This window comes from Rhizobacter sp., from assembly GCF_032229685.1.
Lineage (GTDB): Bacteria > Pseudomonadota > Gammaproteobacteria > Burkholderiales > Burkholderiaceae_C > LMDS01.
Window position 1 is genome coordinate 210,143 of the sequence record NZ_JAVTWP010000012.1, and the last position, 22,316, is coordinate 232,458.

The 22,316-nt window shown below is 66.1% G+C and carries 21 protein-coding genes; 8 read left to right on the forward strand and 13 right to left on the reverse strand.

Annotation, left to right across the window (positions count from 1 at the left end; genetic code table 11):
* The first annotated feature begins 7 nt into the window (after positions 1-7).
* From fdhF (AC30PD_RS06690) to AC30PD_RS06705, 4 genes are read left to right on the forward strand one after another with little or no spacing between them, the layout of a single operon-like run.
* Positions 8-2,875, forward strand: a complete 2,868-nt coding sequence (gene fdhF, locus AC30PD_RS06690; protein WP_489534855.1) for a formate dehydrogenase subunit alpha — start codon at positions 8-10, stop codon at positions 2,873-2,875.
* Between the two features lies 1 nt (position 2,876).
* The gene (gene fdhD / locus AC30PD_RS06695; RefSeq protein ID WP_489534856.1) at positions 2,877-3,722 is read left to right on the forward strand and encodes a formate dehydrogenase accessory sulfurtransferase FdhD; all 846 of its coding nucleotides are present in this window, start codon (positions 2,877-2,879) and stop codon (positions 3,720-3,722) included.
* Positions 3,712-3,936, forward strand: coding sequence for a formate dehydrogenase subunit delta (locus AC30PD_RS06700; RefSeq protein ID WP_489534857.1), 225 nt, complete (start codon positions 3,712-3,714; stop codon positions 3,934-3,936). The genes fdhD and AC30PD_RS06700 overlap by 11 nt, the downstream gene beginning before the upstream one ends.
* Positions 3,937-3,946: 10 nt before the next feature.
* On the forward strand, positions 3,947-4,615 hold the full coding sequence (locus tag AC30PD_RS06705) for a nitroreductase family protein (RefSeq protein ID WP_489534858.1): 669 nt from the start codon (positions 3,947-3,949) through the stop codon (positions 4,613-4,615).
* Here AC30PD_RS06705 and AC30PD_RS06710 read toward each other — a convergent pair.
* The 10 genes from AC30PD_RS06710 to oxc form a co-directional block, all read right to left on the reverse strand.
* Positions 4,528-5,466 carry a LysR family transcriptional regulator gene (locus AC30PD_RS06710; RefSeq protein WP_489534859.1) on the reverse strand — a complete coding sequence of 313 codons (939 nt, stop codon included), beginning with the start codon at positions 5,464-5,466 and terminating at the stop codon, positions 4,528-4,530. The genes AC30PD_RS06705 and AC30PD_RS06710 overlap by 88 nt on opposite strands.
* A 25-nt stretch (positions 5,467-5,491) precedes the next feature.
* The gene (locus AC30PD_RS06715; RefSeq protein ID WP_489534860.1) at positions 5,492-6,502 is read right to left on the reverse strand and encodes a 2-dehydropantoate 2-reductase; all 1,011 of its coding nucleotides are present in this window, start codon (positions 6,500-6,502) and stop codon (positions 5,492-5,494) included.
* Between the two features lie 48 nt (positions 6,503-6,550).
* Entirely contained in the window at positions 6,551-7,318 is a 768-nt protein-coding gene (locus AC30PD_RS06720; RefSeq protein ID WP_489534861.1) for a fumarylacetoacetate hydrolase family protein, read from the reverse strand.
* Positions 7,319-7,417: 99 nt separating this feature from the next.
* The gene (locus AC30PD_RS06725; RefSeq protein WP_489534862.1) at positions 7,418-7,747 is read right to left on the reverse strand and encodes a hypothetical protein; all 330 of its coding nucleotides are present in this window, start codon (positions 7,745-7,747) and stop codon (positions 7,418-7,420) included.
* A gap of 143 nt (positions 7,748-7,890) precedes the next feature.
* On the reverse strand, positions 7,891-10,728 hold the full coding sequence (gene fdhF, locus AC30PD_RS06730; RefSeq protein ID WP_489534863.1) for a formate dehydrogenase subunit alpha: 2,838 nt from the start codon (positions 10,726-10,728) through the stop codon (positions 7,891-7,893).
* Positions 10,729-10,742: 14 nt separating this feature from the next.
* Positions 10,743-12,446 (reverse strand): NADH-ubiquinone oxidoreductase-F iron-sulfur binding region domain-containing protein, encoded by a 1,704-nt coding sequence (locus AC30PD_RS06735; RefSeq protein ID WP_489534864.1) that lies wholly within the window; start codon positions 12,444-12,446, stop codon positions 10,743-10,745.
* A gap of 46 nt (positions 12,447-12,492) precedes the next feature.
* Positions 12,493-13,740, reverse strand: coding sequence for a formyl-CoA transferase (gene frc / locus AC30PD_RS06740; protein ID WP_489534865.1), 1,248 nt, complete (start codon positions 13,738-13,740; stop codon positions 12,493-12,495).
* Positions 13,740-14,177, reverse strand: coding sequence for a PAS domain-containing protein (locus AC30PD_RS06745; protein WP_489534866.1), 438 nt, complete (start codon positions 14,175-14,177; stop codon positions 13,740-13,742). The genes frc (AC30PD_RS06740) and AC30PD_RS06745 overlap by 1 nt, the downstream gene beginning before the upstream one ends.
* A 13-nt stretch (positions 14,178-14,190) precedes the next feature.
* Entirely contained in the window at positions 14,191-15,444 is a 1,254-nt protein-coding gene (frc, locus tag AC30PD_RS06750; protein WP_489534867.1) for a formyl-CoA transferase, read from the reverse strand.
* 40 nt (positions 15,445-15,484) lie between these two features.
* Positions 15,485-17,200 (reverse strand): oxalyl-CoA decarboxylase, encoded by a 1,716-nt coding sequence (oxc, locus tag AC30PD_RS06755; protein WP_489534868.1) that lies wholly within the window; start codon positions 17,198-17,200, stop codon positions 15,485-15,487.
* Between the two features lie 140 nt (positions 17,201-17,340).
* Between oxc and AC30PD_RS06760 the strand changes: the two genes are divergently transcribed.
* The gene (locus tag AC30PD_RS06760) at positions 17,341-17,949 is read left to right on the forward strand and encodes a Crp/Fnr family transcriptional regulator (protein ID WP_489534869.1); all 609 of its coding nucleotides are present in this window, start codon (positions 17,341-17,343) and stop codon (positions 17,947-17,949) included.
* 39 nt (positions 17,950-17,988) lie between these two features.
* Here the strand turns inward: AC30PD_RS06760 and AC30PD_RS06765 are convergent, their stop codons facing one another.
* From AC30PD_RS06765 to AC30PD_RS06775, 3 genes are all read right to left on the reverse strand, one after another.
* Positions 17,989-19,518 carry a tripartite tricarboxylate transporter permease gene (locus AC30PD_RS06765; RefSeq protein WP_489534870.1) on the reverse strand — a complete coding sequence of 510 codons (1,530 nt, stop codon included), beginning with the start codon at positions 19,516-19,518 and terminating at the stop codon, positions 17,989-17,991.
* 20 nt (positions 19,519-19,538) lie between these two features.
* Positions 19,539-20,063 (reverse strand): tripartite tricarboxylate transporter TctB family protein, encoded by a 525-nt coding sequence (locus AC30PD_RS06770; RefSeq protein WP_489534871.1) that lies wholly within the window; start codon positions 20,061-20,063, stop codon positions 19,539-19,541.
* A gap of 113 nt (positions 20,064-20,176) precedes the next feature.
* A complete protein-coding gene (locus tag AC30PD_RS06775; protein ID WP_489534872.1) occupies positions 20,177-21,184 on the reverse strand; it encodes a Bug family tripartite tricarboxylate transporter substrate binding protein in 1,008 nt (335 codons plus the stop codon).
* A gap of 333 nt (positions 21,185-21,517) precedes the next feature.
* Here AC30PD_RS06775 and AC30PD_RS06780 point away from each other — a divergent pair, with 333 nt between their 5' ends.
* The 3 genes from AC30PD_RS06780 (at position 21,518) to AC30PD_RS06790 (ending at position 22,303) form a co-directional block, all read left to right on the forward strand.
* Positions 21,518-21,754 carry a CsbD family protein gene (locus AC30PD_RS06780; RefSeq protein WP_489534873.1) on the forward strand — a complete coding sequence of 79 codons (237 nt, stop codon included), beginning with the start codon at positions 21,518-21,520 and terminating at the stop codon, positions 21,752-21,754.
* A gap of 121 nt (positions 21,755-21,875) precedes the next feature.
* Positions 21,876-22,103: a hypothetical protein gene (locus AC30PD_RS06785; RefSeq protein ID WP_489534874.1), complete on the forward strand. Its 228-nt coding sequence runs from the start codon at positions 21,876-21,878 to the stop codon at positions 22,101-22,103.
* A 41-nt stretch (positions 22,104-22,144) separates the two neighbouring features.
* Entirely contained in the window at positions 22,145-22,303 is a 159-nt protein-coding gene (locus AC30PD_RS06790; RefSeq protein WP_489534875.1) for a DUF3309 family protein, read from the forward strand.
* Positions 22,304-22,316 lie beyond the last annotated feature (13 nt).

Below are 22,316 nucleotides of genomic sequence, written 5' to 3' on the forward strand. Positions count from 1 at the left end.
CATCACCATGATCGAGCATCTGAAGGAGATCGACTTCGGCACGCCGCTGCGTGAGTCCGCGGAGATGGTCACGCTGGAGATCGACGGCGAAGAGGTGAGCGTGCCCAAGGGCACGTCGCTGATGCGCGCTGCGATGGACGCGGGCATCAAGGTGCCCAAGCTCTGCGCCACCGACAGCCTGGAGCCCTTCGGCTCGTGCCGCCTGTGCCTGGTTGAGATCGAAGGCCGCAAGGGTTTCCCGGCCTCGTGCACCACGCCGGCAGAAGCCGGCATGAAGGTGCGCACGCAAACGCCCAAGCTGCAAGACCTGCGCAAGGGCGTGATGGAGCTCTACGTCTCCGACCACCCACTCGACTGCCTCACGTGTTCGGCCAACGGCAATTGCGAATTGCAGGACATGGCCGGCGTGACCGGCCTGCGCAACGTGCGCTACGGCTTCGACGGCAAGAACCATCTCGACGCGCAGAAAGACGAGTCGAACCCGTACTTCACCTACGACGCCTCGAAGTGCATCGTCTGCAACCGCTGCGTGCGGGCTTGCGAAGAAACGCAAGGCACGTTCGCGCTCACCATCAGCGGGCGCGGTTTCGAGTCGCGCGTGTCGCCGGGGCAGAACGAGCCCTTCATGGAATCGGAATGCGTGAGCTGCGGCGCGTGCGTCGAAGCCTGCCCCACCGCCACGCTGCAGGAAAAATCGGTGATCTGGCTCGGCCAGCCCGAGCACAGCGTGATCACGACCTGCGCCTACTGCGGCGTCGGCTGCGGCTTCAAGGCCGAGATGAAGGGCAGCGAAGTCGTGCGCATGGTGCCGTGGAAAGACGGCAAGGCCAACGACGGCCACTCTTGCGTGAAGGGCCGCTTCGCGTGGGGCTACGCGACCCATCAAGACCGCATGCTGAAGCCGATGATCCGCGCCAAGATCACCGACCCGTGGCAAGAAGTGAGCTGGGAGGTGGCCATCGGCCACGCGGCGAGCGAGTTCAAGCGCCTGCAGGCGAAGTACGGCAACGACTCGATCGGCGGCATCACCTCGTCACGGTGCACCAACGAAGAAACCTACCTGGTGCAAAAGCTGGTGCGCGCGGCCTTCGGCAACAACAACGTCGACACGTGTGCGCGCGTGTGCCACTCGCCCACCGGCTACGGCCTGAAGCAGACGCTGGGCGAGTCGGCCGGCACGCAGACCTTCAAGTCGGTCGAGAAGGCCGACGTGATCATGGTCATCGGCGCCAACCCGACCGACGGCCACCCGGTGTTCGCGTCGCGCATGAAGAAACGCCTGCGCGAAGGCGCGAAGCTGATCGTGGTCGACCCGCGCCGCATCGACATCGTGCGTTCGCCGCACGTGCAGGCCGAACATCATCTGCAGCTCAGGCCGGGCACCAACGTGGCCGTGGTCACCGCGATGGCGCACGTGATCGTGACCGAAGGGCTGGTCGCCGAAGACTACGTGGCCGAACGTTGCGACGCCAAGTCGTTCAACGAATGGCGCGAGTTCGTCTCGCGTGCTGAGAACTCGCCCGAGGCGATGGAGGCCCGCACCGGGGTGCCGGCGGCCGAGCTGCGCGCCGCGGCGCGCCTGTACGCCAACGCCGGCAACGGCGCCATCTACTATGGTCTGGGCGTGACCGAACACAGCCAGGGTTCGACCGCGGTGATGGGCATCGCCAACCTCGCAATGGCCACCGGCAACGTCGGCCGCGAAGGCGTGGGCGTGAACCCGCTGCGCGGACAGAACAACGTGCAGGGCGCCTGCGACATGGGCTCGTTCCCGCACGAGCTGCCGGGCTACCGGCATGTGTCGGACGCGACCGCCCGCGCGTCGTTCGAAGACGCGTGGGGTGTGGCCATCAGCCCCGAGCCGGGCCTGCGCATCCCGAACATGTTCGACGCGGCGCTGGGCGGTGGTTTCAAGGGCCTGTACTGCGAAGGCGAAGACATCGTGCAGTCCGACCCGAACACGCAGCACGTGGCCGCGGCCATGATGGCGATGGAATGCGTGGTCGTGCAGGACCTGTTCCTGAACGAGACCGCGAAGTACGCGCACGTGTTTCTGCCGGGCTCGTCGTTCCTCGAGAAAGACGGCACCTTCACCAACGCCGAGCGCCGCATCTCGCGGGTGCGCAAGGTGATGCCGCCCAAAGCGGGGCTCGCCGACTGGGAAGTGACGGTCAAGCTCGCCAACGCGCTCGGTTACCGCATGAACTACAAGAACCCCGAGGCGATCATGGACGAGATCGCGGCGCTCACGCCCACGTTCCGTGGCGTGAGCTACAAGAAGCTCGCCAAGCTCGGCAGCATCCAGTGGCCGTGCAACGACGAAGCGCCCGAGGGCACGCCGACCATGCACATCGACGAGTTCGTGCGTGGCAAGGGCAAGTTCATCATCACGCAGTACGTGGCCACCGACGAGAAGGTCACGCGCAAGTTCCCGCTGCTGCTGACGACCGGGCGCATCCTGTCGCAATACAACGTGGGCGCCCAGACGCGCCGCACCGACAACAACCAGTGGCACAGCGAAGACCGGCTCGAGATCCACCCGCACGACGCTGAAGAGCGCGGCATCCAAACCGACGACTGGGTCGGCATCGGCAGCCGCGCTGGCGAGACGGTGTTGCGTGCGGTCGTTTCCGAGCGCATGCAGCCGGGCGTGGTCTACACGACCTTCCACTTCCCCGAGTCGGGCGCGAACGTGATCACGACCGACAACTCCGACTGGGCGACCAACTGCCCCGAGTACAAGGTGACGGCTGTGCAGGTGATGCCCGTGATGCAGCCTTCGGCCTGGCAGCAGGAGTACAGCCGGTTCAACCGCGTGCAGCAGGACCTGTTGAAGTCGGCCAGCGACGCCGGCGAGACCGTGGGAGCGAAGTGACATGAGCCCCATCGACACCGTGCCGTTCTGCGAAGGTGCCCGATCGCTCCCGGTGCGCGGCGTGCGCGCGGGCCGGGCGTTCGCCGTGCAGGACTGGGTGGCCGAAGAAGTGCCGGTCGCGCTCGAATACAACGGCATCTCGCACGCGGTGATGCTGGCCACACCGCTCGACCTGGAAGACTTCGCGCTCGGGTTCTCGCTCAGCGAAGGCATCCTCGACGACGCGAACCAGCTCTATGCCGTGGAAGAAGAACCGTCGGCGCTCGGCATCACGCTGCACCTGCAGGTGGCGAGCTCGGCATTCGCGCGCCTGAAAGACCGGCGCCGCTCGATGAGCGGCCGCACCGGCTGCGGGCTGTGCGGCACCGAGAGCCTGTCGCAGGTGGCGCGTGACCTGCCGGCGCTTCGCGGCGCAGCCTTGCCGGGCCGCGAAGCCATCGCGCACGCCATGGCGCAGTTCTGCGCGTTGCAGACCCTGCAGCAGGCCACCGGTGCGGTGCACGCGGCGGCCTGGTGTTCGGCCGATGGTGAAGTGCGCTGGCTGCGAGAAGACGTGGGCCGCCACAACGCGCTCGACAAGCTGATCGGCGCCCTGGCGAACAACGGCGTCGACGCCACCGCCGGTTTCATCGCCGTGACCAGCCGCGCCAGTTTCGAGATGGTGCAGAAGACCGCGATGGCCGGCGTATCACTGCTCGCCGCGGTGTCGGCGCCGACTTCGTTCGCCGTGGCCACCGCGCAGAAGGCCGGCATGACGCTGGTCGGCTTCGCGCGGGCGCAAGACCTGGTCGTCTACTGCAACCCCGAGCGCCTGGCGCTCGAACCGGGAGCCGCCCATGCACACTGACTCGTTGATCCGCATGGCCAACCAGATCGGCACCTTCTTCGAAGCCATGCCCGACCGCGCCGAAGCACTCGAAGGCGTGGCGATGCACCTCAAGCGCTTCTGGGAGCCGCGCATGCGGCGCGCGCTGCTCGCGCACATCGACGAAGCCGGCACGGCCGAACTGAGCGGCATGGTGGCCGAGGCGATCAGCCTGCACCGCGCGGTGCTCGCCTGAGATGAACGCGATGAGCCCGGCCGTTGCCGCGTCGCAAGGCATGGGCAGCCTGCTCGAGCGGCGCTCGGTGTCCCCCCGGCGCCTCGGCGCGCCGGGCCCGTCACGCGAACAGCTCGAGTGCGCGCTGCAGGCGGCGCTGCGTGCGCCCGATCACGGCGGCCTGATGCCATGGCGGGCGATCCACATCGCGCCGCACGGGCGAGAAGCGCTCGCGCAACTCTTCGTCGAAGAAAAACGCCGCCGCGACCCGCTGGTCTCGGCCGACGACCTGGTGCGTGCGCGTGAACATGCGCTCAATGCGCCGACTCTGCTGGCCTTCGTCGTGTGCCCGCGGCCGGGCACCACCGTGCCGCTGCACGAACAATGGCTCGCGGCCGGCGCGGCGCTGGGCAACCTGCTGAACGCCTTTCACCTGCTGGGCTTCGGCGCCATCGTGCTCAGCGGTGACCGCTGTGGCGATGCGCTGCTCGCGCAGCAACTCGGCCTGCACGAGAGCGAAAAGCTGGCGGGTTTCATCAGTGCCGGCACGGTGCTGAAAACACCGCCCTCCGCCACCCGCAAGCCGCTGGGCGCGGTCTGGTCGGAATGGGCTCAGCCCGGTGTCGCCAGCCCCTCGAACGGCACGATGCGCTCGATGAGTGCGGCACCTTCGCCGAGCAGAAAGTCCTTGAAGGCCTGAGCCACCGGCGGCAGGCGCTTGTGGCGCCGGTGCACCACGTACCAGTGCAGCATCAGCGGAAAGCCGCGCACGTCGAGCACGCGCAGGTGGCCGTTCTGCAGTTCCTGGCTGATGGTGTGGGCCGACAGGAAGCTGATGCCCATGCCGGCGATCACCGCCTGCTTGATGGTTTCGGTGCTGCGGATCTCCATCGTGATGTTGATGTCGTCGAGCGCGCGGCCGAAGCCTTCTTCCATCGAGTGCCAGGTGTCGGAGCCCCGCTCGCGCACCACGAAAGGCTGACGCATCAGTGACGCGACGGTGATCGCGCTCTTGCCGACCATCGGGTGGCTGGGCGCGGCGACGATCACGTAGGGGTGCGGCGCGAACGGTGCGTTCTCCGTGTCCATGTCGGTCGGCGGCCGCACCATGATCGCCAGGTCGGTCAGGTTGTCGTTGATGTGCGTGAGCAGGCCGGCGCGGTTGTGCACCGAGAAGTTCAGCGTCACGCCGCGGTGGCGGCTCGCGAACTCGACCAGCAGGTGCGGAAAGAAATAGTCGCCGGCGCTGATCACGCCCACGTTGAGCTTGCCGCCCGAGACGCCCTTGAACTGCGTCATGGCGATCTCGGCCGCTTCGAACTGCTGGATGATCGCGCGGCTGATCTGCAGCAGCTCGGTGCCGGCCGGCGTGAGGTAGATCTTCTTGCCGAACTGCTCGAAGAGCGCGTTGTCGGCATGCTCTTCGAGCTTCTTCACCTGCGTGGAAACGGCCGGCTGCGTGAGGTGCAGTTCTTCGGCCGCGCGCGAAAAGCTCAGGTTGCGCGCGACCGATTCGAACACTTTCAGCTGGCGCAGCGTGGCGTGTTTCATCGAGCGCGTGCGCGAAGAAGGGGCTTCAGCCCACCGGCTGCATACGCACCTGGCCACGTTCCTGCTCCATCATCTGCGCGAGCAGCTTCACGAGGGCATAGACCGTGTCGATGTGCGGCGTGGGCGTGTCGGTCAGGCGCGCCAGCTCGGTCACGGCGCCGACCAGCGCGTCGATCTCGGGTGCCCGGCCGGCTTCCACGTCCTGCAGCATCGAGGTCTTGTGCTTGCCGACCTTCTCGGCGCCCGCGATGCGTTTGTCGATCGACACGCGGAAGGTGATGCCAAGCTTGTTGGCGACCGTCTGCGCCTCGGCCATCATCGCCGCGGCGAGCGCGTGCGTGAGCGGGTACTGGCAGATGTCGACCAGCGTGGCGTGGCTCAGGCTGCTGACCGGGTTGAAGGTGAGATTGCCCCACAGCTTGAGCCAGATCTCGGAGCGGATGTTGTCGAGCACCGGCGCCTTGAACCCGGCGTTGATGAGGCACGCCGAGACGCGGTTCACACGCTCGCTGATCGAACCGTCGAGCTCGCCGAGCGGAAAGCGGTCGCCTTCGATGTGCTGCACCACGCCCGGCGCCACCAGTTCGGAGGCGGGGTAGACCACGCAGCCGAGCACCCGCTCGGCCGGGATCATCTTGCCGACCAGGCCGCTCGGGTCGACGCTCTTCACCTGTGTGCCGGCGAGCGCGCCGCCGTGCTGATGAAAGTACCAGTAGGGCACGCCGTTCTGCATCGTCACGACCACGGTCTCGGGGCCGAAGAGCTTGGGCACGTCGTTCGCCACAGCCTCGACCTGGTGCGCCTTCATGGCGAGGATCACCACGTCTTGCGGCCCGGCCTGGGCGTAGTCGTTGGTGGCCTTGACGTTGCGCGTGCTCTGGCGCGAGCCGTCGGCCGCGATCAGGGTGATGCCCTTGTCGCGGATCGCCTCGAGGTTGGCGCCCCGCACGATGAAAGTCACGTCTTCTCCGGCGAGGGCGAGCTTGGCGCCCACCAACCCGCCGATCGCGCCTGCGCCGATCACTGCAATCTTCATGTCGAACTCCGGTAGTTGATTCTTTTGGCGCAAGCGCTGGCGAGAAACTCAGCCGTAGCGGTTGGCGAGCTTGCCGATACCGCCGATCTCGACCTCGACTTCGCTGCCCGGCTTCATCGAGCCGACACCGACCGATGTGCCGCACAGGATCACGTCGCCGGGGTAGAGCGTCATGTCGAGGGAGATCAGGCTGACCAGTTTCTGGACCGAGAAGCGCATGTCGCTGATCGGGTAATTCTGTCTGACTTCGCCGTTGAGCGTGGTCGTGACCGTCAGCGTGGCGGGGTCGAGGCCGGTGGCGGCCACCGGGCCCATCGGGCAGAAGGTGTCGAAGCCCTTGGCGCGTGTCCACTGCGCGAAGGAGGCGTCGCGGTTCAGGATGTCGGCCACGGTCACGTCGTTGGCGCAGGTGTAGCCGAACACGTGGTCGAGCGCTTCGGCCTCGGCCACGCCGCTGCAAGCCTTGCCGATCACGATGCCGAGCTCGCCTTCGAACACCACCTTGCCGGCGCTGCGCGGCGGGCGGATCGCGTCGCCGTGGGCGGCGAAAGAGTTCGGCGACTTCAGGAAGTAGAGCGGCTCGGCCGGGTCGGCCAGGTTCAGCTTGGCGGCGAGCGCGTGGAAGTTGTTCCACAGCGCAATCACCTTGCTCGGCGCGGTGGGCGAGAGCAGGCGCAGGTCGTTCAGTGCCAGCACACTGCCCGTGGGGCGGGCTTCGCCGAACATGTCCCCGGAGTGTTCATGCACCTGGGCCCCGTCCAGCGTTCCAAAGCCGATCTTGCCGGTGTGTTCGTAGCGGACCCAAAGGTTGCGCATGAAAAGTTCTCTCTTCCTAGTTTCCGCAAATACTCCTTCACTGGATATTCACGACCGGATTCACGAATTGTCGATGACTTTGCTGCAGTGCAGAAGAAATCAGGCGCCGAGCTCGCCGCCCAGGGTCTGGGCCCAGTCGAAATGCCGGCCGGGCCGGGCTGCACACGCCGTGGCGCGCTGGCGGTGGGCCGACTGCTTCTGCTGGATCACACCGACCAGAAACTCGGTGTCGTAAGCCTTCAGCAGATGGGCCTGCTGCGTCTCGAGGTAGTGGCGCAGTTGCTGTTCGGCGCTCAGGCCGCTGCGGGTCAGCTGCTGGTAGGTGCCGGCGTCCCAGTGCCAGCGGAAACCCAGCTCGTGGAAGGCCGCGTTGTAGGCGTTGCGCTCGGTTTCGTCGAACCGGTACTGGTGGGGGAAATCGTTGACCATGAGCTGCTCCTTGAACTGGTTTTCCGCGCTGCCCGCCTGGGGCAGATCGCGTTGGCATGTTCAGAATGTAGGCTCGGTGATCGATAAGCGATAGTTAAACTATTTTATGTGAAGCATTCAGAGAAGATGATGATCTTTCGGGCTCACGCGAGCGCGGCGTCGAGCACGTTCTGCAGCGCGATGCCGCCGCCGTAACTGCCTTGCGCCGGCGCCGTGCCGCCGAGCGAGACGCGGATCGCGCAGTACTTGAATTCGGGGATCTTCGCGAACGGGTCGAGTGCCGCGTTGGTCAGCCGGTTGATCGCCGCTTCGTAGTAGCAGAAGGGGACGAACACGGCGCCACGTGGCGAGCTTTCGTCGGCACGTGCGTACAGCACCACTTCACCACGGCGCGATTCGATCGTCACCACGTCGCCCGGCTGGGCGCCCATCGCGGCCAGGTCGAGCGGGTGCACGAGCGCGACCGGATCGGGCTCGAGCGTGTCGAGCGTGGTGGCGCGCCGCGTCATGCTGCCGGTGTGCCAGTGTTCGAGCTGGCGGCCGGTGATCAGCACCATCGGGTAGTCGGCGTCGGGCCGTTCGTTGGCCGGGATGATGTCGGCCGGCACGAAGCGCGCACGCCCGCCTTCCCGCGGGAAGCTCTCGACGAAGACCACCGGGTCGCCCGGGTCGCCTTCGTTGCGGCACGGGTAGGTGACGGCATGTTCGCGGTCCAGCCGCTCCCAAGTGATGCCGGCGATGCTCGGCATGGTGTGCCGCATCTCGTCGAACACTTCGCTGACGTGGCCGTATTGCCAGTCGAGGCCCAGGCGCTGCGCGATCTGCTGGATGATCCACAGGTCTTGCCGTGCATCACCCGGCGGGTTGACGGCCTGGCGGCCCATCTGCACGAGGCGGTCGGTGTTGGTGAAGCTGCCGTTCTTCTCGGGGAAGGCGCTGGCCGGCAGCACCACGTCGGCGAGGTAGGCGGTCTCAGTCAGAAAGATGTCTTGCACGACCAGGTGGTCGAGCGCCGCGAGCGCTTCGCGCGCGTGGTTGGCGTCGGGGTCCGACATGGCCGGGTTCTCGCCCATCACGTACATGCCGCGCACACCACCGGCCTTGATCGCGTGCATCACTTCCACGACCGTGAGGCCGGGCTCGGCGTCGAGCGTGCCGGCGGGCAGCTTCCAGGCCTGCTCGAAACTGGCCCGCACTGCGGGCTGCGAGACGTGCTGGTAGTCGGGCAGCATCATCGGGATCAAGCCCGCGTCGGAGGCGCCCTGCACGTTGTTCTGGCCACGCAGCGGGTGCAAGCCGGTGCCGGGGCGGCCGATCTGGCCGGTCATGAGCGACAGCGCGATCAGGCAGCGTGCGTTGTCGGTGCCGTGCACGTGCTGCGACACGCCCATGCCCCACAGGATCATCGAGGCTTTCGAGGTGGCGAACAGGCGCGCCACGTGGCGGATCGTGTCGGCGTCGATGCCGCAGATCGGCGCCATCGCCTCCGGGCTGTAGCCCTCGACGTTCTGGCGCAGTTCGTCGTAGCCGATCGTGCGACTCTGGATGAACTCTTCGTTCACGAGACCTTCGGTCACGATCACGTTCATCATCGCGTTCAGAAGCGCCACGTCGGTGTCGGGCTTGAACTGCACGAAGCGGTGTGCCACGCGCGCCAGGTCGGAGCGGCGCGGGTCGCAGACGATCAGCTTGGTGCCGTTCTTCACCGCGTTCTTGATCCAGGTGGCGGCCACCGGGTGGTTCACGGTCGGGTTGGCGCCGATCAGCATCACGACTTCGGCCTTGGTCACGTCCATCACCGGATTTGAGACCGCCCCCGAGCCGATGCCTTCGAGCAGCGCCACCACCGAAGACGCATGGCACAGGCGCGTGCAGTGGTCGACGTTGTTGCTGCCGAAGCCGGTGCGCACCAGCTTCTGGAACAGGTAGGCCTCTTCGTTGCTGCCCTTGGCCGAGCCGAAGCCGGCGAGCGCCTTGCCACCAAACGTGTCGCGGATCTGCGCGAGCTTGCCGCCGGCGAGTTCGAGCGCTTCTTCCCATGTGGCTTCGCGGAAGACCTGCATCACCTGGTCGGGGTCCATCACGAAGTCGCCGTTCTTCGGCACGCCTTCGCGGCGGATCAGCGGCACCGTGAGGCGGTGCGGGTGGTGCGCGTAGTCGAAGCCGTAGCGGCCCTTCACGCACAGCCGCTCCTGGTTGGCCGGGCCGTCGCGGCCTTCGACGAAGAGGATCTTGTCGTCTTTCACGTTGTAGGTGAGCTGGCAACCCACACCGCAATACGGGCACACCGATTCCACTTGCTTGTCGGGCACGGCCAGCGCCACTTCGCGCGCCGGCATGAGCGCGCCGGTCGGGCAGGCCTGCACACACTCGCCGCAGGCCACGCAGGTGGAAGCGCCCATCGGGTCGTCCATGTCGAACACGATCTTCGCGTGGTCGCCGCGGAAGGCGAGACCGATCACGTCGTTCACCTGCTCGTCGCGGCAGGCGCGCAGGCAGCGCGTGCACTGGATGCAGGCGTCGAGGTTGACCGCGATGGCCGGGTGCGACAGGTCTTGCACGACCTTCTCGCGCGCTTCGAAACGCGGTTTGCCCACGCCGAGCTTGCGCGCCCACTCGTCGACTTCGTTGTGGCGCGTGTAGGCCGCTTCGGGCATGTCGGAGAGCAGCAACTCCAGCACCAGCTTCTGCGACTTGACGGCGCGTTCACTGTCGGTCGTGACCTTCATGCCGGCGGTCGGCGCGCGGCAGCACGAGGGCGCGAGCACGCGTTCGCCGGCGATCTCGACCATGCACGAGCGGCAGTTGCCCACCGCTTCCATGCCGGGCTTGTAGCAGAGGCGCGGGATCTGAATGCCCTCGCGGTCGGCGATCTCGATCAGGGTCTCGCTCGCACGGCCCTGCACGTTGCGCCCGTTGAGTTCGAACTCGACGAGCGGCGCTTCGAGGTGCATCGATTCGGTCTTGGTGATCGCGTTCATGTTCCTGCCTGCCCTCAGACCAGCTCTTGCGGAAAGTATTTCACGACGCAGTCGACCGGGTTCGGCGCGGCTTGGCCCAGCCCGCAGATCGAGGCGTCGCGCATCACGGCCGACAGGTCGGCGAGCAGGTCGACGTCCCAGCTCTTCTGTTCGATCAGGGCCGAGGCCTTGGCCGTGCCGTTGCGGCAGGGCGTGCACTGGCCGCAGCTCTCGTGCTTGAAGAAACGCATCATGTTGCGCGCCGCGTCGGTGGCGGTGTCGGCGTCAGACAGCACGATCACCGCGGCCGAGCCGATGAAGCAGCCGTAGGGCTGCAGCGTGTCGAAGTCGAGCGGGATCGTGTTCATCGTCGCCGGCAAGATGCCGCCCGAGGCACCGCCCGGCAGGTAGGCGTAGAACGTGTGCCCGGCCTGCATGCCACCGCAGTGTTCGTCGATGAGTTCCTGGATCGTGATGCCGGCCGGCGCGAGCTTCACGCCGGGGTGTTTCACGCGGCCCGAAACCGAGAAGGAGCGCAAGCCCTTGCGGCCGTTCCGGCCGTGCGAAGCGAACCACTCGCCGCCTTTTTCGACCAGCTCGCGCACCCAGTACAGCGTCTCGAAGTTGTGCTCCAGCGTCGGCCGGCCGAACAGGCCGACCTGCGCCACGTAGGGCGGGCGCAGGCGCGGCATGCCACGCTTGCCTTCGATCGATTCGATCATCGCCGACTCTTCGCCGCAGATGTAGGCGCCGGCACCGCGGCGCAGGATGATCTCGGGCATGGCCGCGACGGGCGGGTGCGCGCGCAGCTTCTCGAGCTCGGCCTCCAGCAGCGCGCGGCAGGCGTGGTATTCGTCGCGCAAGTACACGTAGATGCGCTGGATGCCCACGGCCCAGGCCGCGACCAGCATGCCTTCGAGAAAGCGGTGCGGGTCGGTCTCGAGCAGCACCCGGTCCTTGAAGGTGCCGGGCTCGCCTTCGTCGATGTTCACGGCCATCAAGCGCGGCGCCGCTTCGGCGCGCACGATGCGCCACTTGCGCCCGGTCGGAAAGCCGGCACCGCCCAGGCCGCGCAGGCCCGAGTGTTCGAGCGTGGTGATGATGGCTTCGACATCACGCTCGCCGGCGTGGCAGGCTTTCAGCAGCGCGTAGCCGCCGCCGGCCACGTACGCGGCGTGATCGATGTGGCCTTCGGGCAGATCACGTTTCGGCGTGGCGGCAACCTGCGCCGCGACCTTCTCGCAGCTCGCGTTCGGCACGGCGGTTTGCCCGACACAAACCGCCGGCGCCTGCTCGCAGCGGCCGATGCACGGGGCGGCGATCACGCGCACATCCTGGCCGAGCAACTTCGGCAAGCGCGCGAGCAGATCGCCCGCGCCCGCCATCTCGCACGACAGGCCGTCGCAGACCCGAACGGTCAAGGCAGGCGGCGCCGTCTCGCCTTCCTTCACGATGTCGAAGTGGTGGTAGAAGCTCGCCACTTCGTACACCTCGGTCTGCGCCAGGCGCATCTCGTGCGCCAGCGCGGCGAGGTGCGCCGACGACAGGTGGCCGAAGCTGTCTTGCAGCTTGTGCAGGTGTTCGATCAGCAGGTCGCGCTGGCGCGACTCGGTGCCGAGCAGGCGCTGCACGTCTTCGAGCGCGCCCGGGTCGACACGCCGGCCCTTCGGGGCCTGGCGTTTGCGCTGCTTGGAGACTTCGACCTTCAAGACCGCGAGGGGGATGACTTGGCTGTTCATTCTGGTGAGAGGCTCGCGGTAGGAGCGTGCGCGTGGCACGCGTCGGTCAGATCACGCGCTCGGCGCGCAGCTGTGCCAGGTCGTCGGCGCTGTAGCCGAGCTGGCTCAGCACTTCTTCGGTGTGCTCGCCAAGAAGCGGCGAGCGGGTGACCTCGGTGGCGCTGTCGGACATCTTGATCGGGTTGCCGACCGTGAGGTACTTGCCACGCGTCGGGTGGTCGACCTCGACGATCGTGCCGGTCTGCCGCAGCCCGGCGTCTGCGGCGATCTCTTTCATCGAGAGGATCGGGCCGCAGGGGATGTCGTACTTGTTCAGGATGTCCATGGCCTCGAACTTGGTCTTGGTCATGGTCCATTTCTCGATGCGCGCGAAGATCGGCTTCAGGTGCAGCAAGCGTGCCGCCGGCGTGGCGAAGGCCTCGTCGTCGATCCAGCCTTCTTCGCCGATCACCTTGCACACCGACGGCCACACGGCCGCCTGGGTGATGAAGTAGATGTAGGCGTTCGGGTCGGTTTCCCAGCCCTTGCACTTGAGCACCGAACCCGGTTGCCCGCCGCCCGAGGCGTTGCCGGCGCGCGGCACCGCATCGCCGAACTTGCCGTCGGGGTACTGCGGAAACTCGTGCAGCGTGTGCGTGCGCTCCAGGCGTTGCTGGTCGCGCAGTTTCACGCGGCACAGGTTCAGCACCGCGTCTTGCATCGGCGCCAGCACCTTCTGGCCACGCCCGGTGGTGTTGCGCTGGTAGAGCGCGGCCACGATGCCGAGCGCCAGGTGCAGGCCGGTGCCGCTGTCGCCGATCTGGGCGCCCGTGACCATGGGCGGGCCGTCGTCGAAGCCGGTGGTCGAAGCGGCGCCACCGGCGCACTGGGCCACGTTTTCGTAGACCTTGTAGTCCTCGTACTTGCCCGGGCCGAAACCCTTGACCGAGGCCACGATCATGCGCGGGTTGAGCTTCTGGATGTGTTCCCAGGTGATGCCCATGCGGTCGAGCGCGCCGGGGGCGAAGTTCTCGACCAGGACGTCGCAGGTCTTGATCAGCGCGTCGAGCACCTCCTTGCCCTTGGGCTTCTTCGTGTCGAGCGTGATCGAGCGCTTGTTGTGGTTCAGCATCGTGAAATAGAGGCTGTCCACACCGGGAATGTCACGCAGCTGGCCGCGTGTGGCGTCGCCCTCACCGGAGCGTTCGACCTTGATCACGTCGGCCCCGAACCAGGCCAGCAGTTGGGTGCAGGTGGGGCCTGACTGCACGTGGGTGAAGTCGAGAATTCTTACGCCGTCGAGTGCCTTGCTCATCACTTTTCTCCTTGGGTCCTGGCCTCCGCTTCCAACAACCGAGCGCGCAGTTTGCGTTCTTCGGTGAAGCGGGCGGTCTCGTCGCGAACGATAGCGGCAATGCCCGTGACCTTGTGATCTTCGGAAAAAAGCATCGAAACAGTGAAAGCGATCGAAAGCGTGTGGCCGTCCTTGTGCAGCGCCGGCACACGCAGCACGTCGGCCCCGTATTTGGTGACGGCCGTTTCCATGGTCTTGTGGTAACCCTCCCAGTGCCGGCCGCGCTGCCGGGTGGGGATGATCATGTCGAGCGACTGGCCGAGCGCATCGGCTTCGGTGAAGCCGAAGATGCGCTCGGCGGCCGCGTTCCAGAGCGTGATCGCGCCCGCCGCGTCGCAGACCATGATCGCGTCGCCAGCACCGCTGACGAGTTGAGCCAGGTCCACGTTGGTCTGCACGGCGGGCTCCGCCTCAGACCGCCTTGGCGGCGTGCAGCGTGGCGATCTTGTCGGCGCTGTAGCCCAGCTCCGACAGCACCTCGTCGGTGTGCTCGCCCAGCAGCGGCGAACCGGTGATCTCGACCTTCATGTCTGAGAACTTGATCGGGCTGCCGACCGTGAGGTACTTGCCGCGTTCCTTGTGGTCGACTTCGGTGATCGTGCCGCTGGCGCGCAGCGACGGGTCGACCGAGATTTCCTTCATCGACATCACCGGTGCGCAGGGAATGTCGAACTTGCGCAGGATGTCGACCGCCTCGAACTTGGTCTTGTCGGCCAGCCAGGTTTCGATGGTGGCGAAGATGTCGGTGATGTGCGGCTGACGTGCCTTGGGCGTCATGTAGAGCGGGTCGGTCTTCCATTCGGGCTTGCCGATGGCGTCGCAGATCGGCGCCCAGGCCTGGCCCTGGATCGTGAAGTAGATGTAGGCGTTCGGGTCGGTTTCCCAGCCCTTGCACTTGAGCACCCAGCCCGGCTGGCCGCCGCCGCCGGCGTTGCCGCCGCGGGGCACCACGTCGGTGAACTTGCCGTGCGGGTACTGGGGATACTCTTCCAGGTAGCCGAGGCGGTCCAGGCGCAGCTGGTCGCGCAGCTTCACGCGGCACAGGTTCAACACGGCGTCCTGCATCGAGCAGGCCACCTTCTGGCCGCGGCCGGTCTTGTCACGCTGGCGCAGCGCGGTCAGGATGCCGATGGCCAGGTGCATGCCGGTGTTGCTGTCGCCGAGAGCGGCCGCGCTCACGGTCGGCGGGCCGTCCCAGAAGCCGGTGGTCGACGCGGCGCCGCCAGCGCACTGCGCCACGTTTTCGTAGACCTTCAGGTCTTCGTAGTGGTGGCCGTCGCTGAAGCCCTTCACCGAGGCCAGGATCATCTTCGGGTTCAGCTCGAGGATGCGCTCCCAGGTGAAACCCATGCGGTCGAGCGCGCCGGGGCCGAAGTTCTCGACCATCACGTCGGAAACCTTGATCAGCTTCTCGAGGATCTCTTTGCCTTCGCGCGTTTTCGTGTCGAGCGTGAGCGAGCGCTTGTTGCTGTTGAGTTGGGTGAAGTACAGCGCGTCGACATTCGGGATGTCGCGCAGCTGGCTGCGCGTCACGTCGCCCGAGCCGGGGCGCTCGACCTTGATCACGTCGGCGCCGAACCAGGCGAGCATTTGGGTGCAGGCCGGGCCGGCCTGCACGTGCGTGAAGTCGATGATCTTGATGTCGTCTAGTGCCTTGGTGCTCATATGAGTGCTCCTTTGGTTGGCGGGGGAAGTCTGCGCGGGTTTATTTCTTGACTGCGCTTTGCGGGTTCAGGTTGCCGATGCGGCCGCTTTCGGTGCCGGCGGCTTCGTTGATGACGGCATTGATCAGCGTGGGCCTGCCGGACGCCACGGCTTCGCTCAGGGCCTTGGCGAGTTCGTCGGTCGTGGTGGCGTTGACGCCGACACCACCGAAGGCTTCCATCAGCTTGTCGTAGCGCGCGTTCTTCACGAACACGGTGGGCGCCACGTCGGCCGTGCCCGACGGGTTCACATCAGTGCCGCGGTACACGCCGTTGTTGTTGAACACGACCACGCACACCGGCAGGTTGTAGCGGCAGATGGTCTCGACTTCCATGCCGCTGAAGCCGAACGCGCTGTCGCCTTCGATCGCGATCACTGGTTTGCCGGTGACGACCGCGGCGGCCACCGCAAAGCCCATGCCGATGCCCATGATGCCCCAGGTGCCCACGTCGAGGCGCTTGCGCGGTTCGTACATGTCGACGATGCTGCGCGCGAAGTCGAGCGTGTTCGCACCTTCGTTGACGACGATCGCGTCGGGCCGGGCCTTCACCTGGTCGCGCAGCACGCTGAGCGCGCTCTGGAAGCTCATCGGCGACGGGCGTGCCGCCAGCGTCTCGGCCATCTTCGAGAGGTTCTTGTCCTTGCGCTCGGCGATCGCGCCGGTCCAGTCGGATGGGGCCTTGGGCCACTTGGCGTCGATGCCCGAGAGCAATGCGGCGACGCAAGAGCCGATGTCGCCGATCAGCGGCGCGGCGATCGCCACGTTGCTGTCGATCTCGGTCGGAGCGATGTCGATCTGGATGAACTTCTTCGCGCCCTTGTCGGCGCCCCAGGTCTTGCCCTTGCCGTGCGACAGCAGCCAGTTCAGGCGCGCGCCGATCAGCACCACCACGTCGGCTTCTGCCAGCACGTAGGAGCGTGCGGCCGAGGCCGACTGCACGTGCGTGTCGGGCAGCAGGCCCTTGGCCATCGACATCGGCAGGTAGGGGATGCCGGTCTTCTCGACCAGGGCGCGGATGTCGGCGTCGGCCTGCGCGTAGGCAGCGCCCTTGCCGAGCATGATCAGCGGGCGCTTCGCGCCCTTGAGCAGATCGAGCGCGCGGTTCACGGCTTCGGGGGCCGGGATCTGGCGCGGCGCCGGGTCGACCACCTTCACCAGCGAAGCGCGGCCGGCGGCAGCGTCCATCGTCTGCGCGAAGAGCTTGGCCGGCAGGTCGAGGTACACACCACCCGGGCGGCCCGACACGGCGGCGCGGATGGCGCGTGCGATGCCGATGCCGATGTCTTGTGCATGCAATACACGGTAGGCCGCCTTGCACAAGGGCTTGGCGATCGCGAGCTGGTCCATCTCTTCGTAGTCGCCTTGCTGCAGGTCGACGATCTCGCGCTCGGAGGAGCCGCTGATCAGGATCATCGGGAAGCAGTTGACGGTGGCGTTCGAGAGTGCGGTCAGGCCGTTCAGGAAGCCGGGCGCCGAGACCGTGAGGCAGATGCCGGGCTTTTGCGTCAGGAAGCCCGCAGCGGCCGCGGCGTTGCCGGCGTGCTGCTCGTGGCGGAACGAGATGACGCGCATGCCTTCGGCTTGCGCCATGCGGCACAGGTCGGTCACCGGGATGCCGGGCAGGCCGAAGATCGTGTCGATGTCGTTGAGTTTCAGCGCGTCGATGACCAGGTGAAAACCGTCGGTCATTGCGGATGTTTGTGTGTCGTTTGCCATGTTGAGATGTCTCTCCGTTTTACTCGTACAAAGGTCCCGCTTCACTCGTGGTCCTGCACTGTCGCGGTATCATAGGAATCGATCCTTGTTCCACCCCTTGACCGCGGTCAACTTTCGAAAATTGGACCCGCGCGTCGGCCATGACACTGCTTTCCCAGCACCCCGAACGCAACGTCATCCGCTTGCAGCTCAAGCAGAACGTCGTGCTGCGAGGCTTGAGCGAAGACGACCGTGCCGAGCTCGAACCGCACCTCGTCGTCGTCGAGGGCAACAAGGGCGATTTCCTGTTGCACCAGGGGGTGCGCGAGATGGAGCAGTACTTCATCCTCGACGGCATCCTGAAGCGCGTGGTCTCCAACCCCGAAGGCAAGGAGATGATCCTGCGCTTCGCCGACGAGAACGACATGGAGACCAGTTACGCCGCCATGCGCCTGGGCACGCCCACGCCCTACGGCATCGTGTGTGTCACCAAGGCGCGCGTGGCGAGCCTGCCGCTGCTCGTGTGGATCGAGTTCCTGGAGCGTCACGCGTCGACCAAGGAACTGTTCGAATACGCCGTGATGCAGCTGATGAGCGAGATCATGGCCCACACCATCACGCTGCACCTGCTCGACGCGCCGGGCCGCGTGCACCGTTTCCTGCGCAAGCACCCCGAGCTCGTCGAACGCATTCCGAGCAAGGAACTCGCCTCCTACCTCAACCTGTCGGCCGAAACGCTGAGCAGGTTGAGGAAGAGCGGCAAGATCTGACGCCACGGCGCGGCACCGGCGTTCGGCAGCACGCCGGGCTCAGTCCACCGGCCGGTCCGCGGCGAACTCGTCGGCCTTCGGGGGCTTGACGAGCGCGATCAGCTTCGAGATCAGCGGCCAGAACAGCAGCGTCAACGCCAGCGTGGTGATGCTGCCGACCAGCGGGTTCGAGAACATGATGCCCACGTCGCCCTGCGAGACCAGCATGGCCTGGCGGAACGAGTCTTCGGCCTTGTCGCCGAGCACCAGCGCCAGCACCAGCGGGGCGAGCGGAATGTCGATCTTCTTGAACACGTAGCCGACCACCCCGAAGCCCATCATGAACCAGATGTCGAGCATCGCGTTGTGCACGGTGTAGGCACCGATCGCGCAGATCACGATGATCACCGGCGCGATGATCGAGAACGGGATGCGCAGGATCGACGCGAACAGCGGCACGGTGCTCAGCACCACGATCAGGCCGACCACGTTGCCGAGGTACATGCTGGCGATCAGCCCCCAGACGAAGTCCTTCTGCTCGACGAAGAGCAGCGGGCCTGGTTGCAGGCCCCAGATCAGCAGGCCGCCGAGCAGCACCGCGGCGGTGGGCGAGCCCGGGATGCCGAGGGCCAGCATCGGCAGCAGCGCGCTGGTGCCGGCGGCGTGTGCCGCGGTTTCGGGGGCGACCACACCTTCCATTTCGCCGGTGCCGAACTTCTTGCCGTTCTTCGACATCTTCTTGGCCAGGCCGTAGCTCATGAACGAGGCCGGTGTGGCGCCGCCCGGGGTGATGCCCATCCAGATGCCGATCAGCGAGCTGCGCAGCGAAGTGACCCAGTAGCTCGGCAGCTGTTTCCAGGTCTGCCACACGACCTTCGGGTCGATGCGGGCGCTCTTGCCCTTGAAGCTCAGCCCCTCTTCCATCGACAGCAGGATCTCGCCGATGCCGAACAGGCCGATCACGGCGATCAAGAAGTCGAAGCCGCGCATCAACTCGGACTGGCCGAAGGTCAGGCGCAACTGGCCGGTCACGGTGTCCATGCCGACGCTCGCCAGCGCGAAGCCGAGCGCCATCGAGGCCAGGATCTTGTAGGGCGAGCCCTTGCCCATGCCGACGAAGCTGCAGAAGGTGAGCAGGTAGACGGCGAAGAACTCGGGTGAACCGAACTTGAGCGCGAACTTCGCGACCAGCGGCGCCAGGAAGGTGATCATCACCACCGCCACGAAGGCCCCGATGAACGACGAGGTGAACGCGGTCGTGAGCGCAGCACCGGCCTGGCCGTTCTGCGCCATCGGGTAGCCGTCGAAGGTGGTCGCCACCGACCAGGGTTCACCGGGTATGTTGAACAGGATCGACGTGATGGCGCCGCCGAACAAGGCGCCCCAGTAGATGCACGACAGCATGATGATCGCCGAGGTGGGCGACATCGTGAACGTGAGCGGCAGCAGGATCGCCACCCCGTTGGCGCCGCCGAGGCCGGGCAGCACGCCGATCAGCACGCCGAGAATGATGCCGACGAACATCAGGCCGATGTTCATCGGGGTGAGGATCACCGCGAAGCCGTGCAGCAGAGAGCTGATTTCATCCATTTGATGGTGCTCCGTGTGGCTCAGTAGCCGAGAAAGTGCAGCGGGTCGAGCGAGCCCTTGAACAGCGGCACCTTGAACCAGACTTCGAACATGAAGAAGAAAAGCGTGTTCACCGCCAACGCGGCGATCAGGCTCTTGACCCAGGAGTACTTGCCCAGGATCACCATGAACAGCGCGATGTAGACCGCTGACGCCACGTAGAGGCCGAGGAACGAGACCGCAAGAACGTAGACCATCGCCGGCAGGAGCACCGACAGCACCTGCTTGAGCTGCACCGTGTCGACGAAGGTGCCGGTGTTCTTCTTCTTGCCGAGCAGCGCCTCGTACAGCATGCCGGCGCTGGCGATCAGAATGAGCATGCCGATCAGGAACGGGAAGTAGCCCGCGCCCGGGCCGTCGCTGGTCCAGCCGGCGCCAAGGCGGCGGCTCTCGAAGACCACCACCGCGCCGACGACCAGCAGGATCACCGCCACCACGGCCTCGACCATGTTCGTGGCGATCACGGGCCGGCCTGTTTCTTCGCCGGCGTCTTTGTCATGCTCCATGGAGCCCCCTCTTGCTTGATGTTCGCTGGATGTTCAATCGGGCGACGCTGCGCCCACCCACCCCACGCGCGCGGCGTGGGGCAGCCCTGTCGTTCGCGGTGATCGCGCCGGCTTTACTTCGGAGCCAGGAACCCGGCTTCGGTCATCAGCGTGCGGTGCGTGGCCTCGGCGGTTTCGAGCCACTTGCCGAACGGCGCGCCGGTCAGGAAGGTCGGGTTGAAGGCGCCCTTTTCCATGTACTCGGCCCAGTCGGGCGTGGCCCGCACTTTCTTGAGCAGGTCAACGTAGAACGCGAGCTGGTCGGGCGTGGTGCCGGGCGCCATGAAGATGCCACGCAGCATCGTGTAGTCGGTCGGGACGCCGGCTTCCTTGCAGGTCGGAATGTCGTTCCACGACATCGCGTCGGTGACCTTGGCCTTGAACGGCATGCGCTCGTCGTCGAACACACATAGCGCGCGCAGCGAGCCGGCGCGCCACTGCGCCACGGCCTCGATCGGGTTGTTGACGGTGGAGTCGACGTGCTTGCCCACCAGCTGCACCGCCACGTCACCGCCGCCCTTGAAGGGCACGTAGATGAACTTGGTGCCGGTCGCCTTCTCGAGCGCCACGGTGATGATCTGGTCTTCCTGCTTCGAGCCGGTGCCGGCCATCTTGAACTTGTTGGGGCCAGCGGCCTTCGCGGCGGCCAGGAAGTCCTTGGCGGTCTTGTACGGCGTGTCGGCATTGACCCACAGCACGAACTGGTCGAGCGCCAGCATGGCGACCGGGGTCATGTCTTTCCAGTTGAACGGCACGCCCGTGGCCAGCGGTGTGGTGAACAGGTTCGACAGTGTGATGATGATCTTGTGCGGGTCGCCCTTGGCTTCCTTGACGGCGAGGAAGCCCTCGGCGCCGGCACCGCCCGACTTGTTCACGACGATCAGCGGCTCTTTCATCAGCTTGTGCTTGATCACGATGCCTTGCACCAGGCGCGCCATCTGGTCGGCGCCACCACCGGTGCCGGCCGGCACGACGAACTCGACCGGCTTGGTCGGCTCCCAGGCGTGGGAAGGCGCCACGAACGCGAGCGCCATCACGGCGGCTGCGCAGATGCGTGAAGGCGAGAAGAGGTTCTTGATCATGCTGTCTCCTGTGTGTCTAAGGGGCACGTTGCTTTGGAATGCTGATACAGATTCCAACCATTGAATGCTGCGACTGCCGCTTCGGAAAACGGCTTGACCGCGGTCAACGATTCGGAAATGCCGTGTAGGGGTTGCCCCGTACTCGGCTGCGCGCAAACAGCGGACTGCCGCCTTTCCTACACGCCTTCGGCCCGGTGGCCGATGGGCCGCCCGGCACATGCTTCTTAGAGTTCAGTCACGGGGTCTCCCCGCCACCGCAGCGGGCAGCAGGCCACTGGCCAGCGCTCACCGCGAGCCTTTCCATCACGCGCATTGCGCAGCAAGGAGCATCACATGAACTGGGACCGCATCGAAGGCAACTGGAAACAACTCAAGGGCAACGTGAAAGAGCAGTGGGGCAAGCTGACCGACGACGACTTCGATGTCGTGGCCGGCCGCCGTGACCAGCTCGCCGGCAAGTTGCAGGAGCGCTATGGCTACGCCAAGGACGAAGCCGAACGCCGCGTCTCCGAATGGGAACGCAGTGCCACCGACAAGTGGTTCGAGCCCAAGGCGAAGGACCGCGTCTGAGCGTCCTCGCTCAACCGCTCGGCCCTGCGGCGCACGCTGCGCCGCGGGGCCTTGTTGTATCGGGCGGGCCGCGACAAACGGCCCGCCCATGAACACCGCCTTGAGCTTTCGAGGAACACACATGAACAAGACACTGCTGATCTGCGCGCTGGGCGCAACCTTTGGCGTGAGCGCCTGCGACAACAAGCCGGCGGTCGTGGCCGTGCCGGTGCCTGTTGCCGTGCCTGGCCCGCCGGGCTCGGCAGGCGCCACGGGCCCGACCGGGGCCACCGGGGCGACGGGCGCGACGGGTGAAGCCTCGAGCACCACGGTCATCGTGATGCCTGCGGCTTCCGCCGCGTCGAACTGATCAACCCCAACGAACCACAACCACCACAAGAGGAGAACACCATGACACTTGGAACCATTCTGCTGATCGTCCTGATCCTGATGCTCGTCGGCGCGCTGCCCACCTGGGGCCACAGCAAGAGCTGGGGCTACGGGCCGAGCGGTGGCCTCGGCCTCGTGGTCGTGATCCTGATCGTGCTGCTGCTGATGGGGCGGATTTGAAGACAGGCCTCGT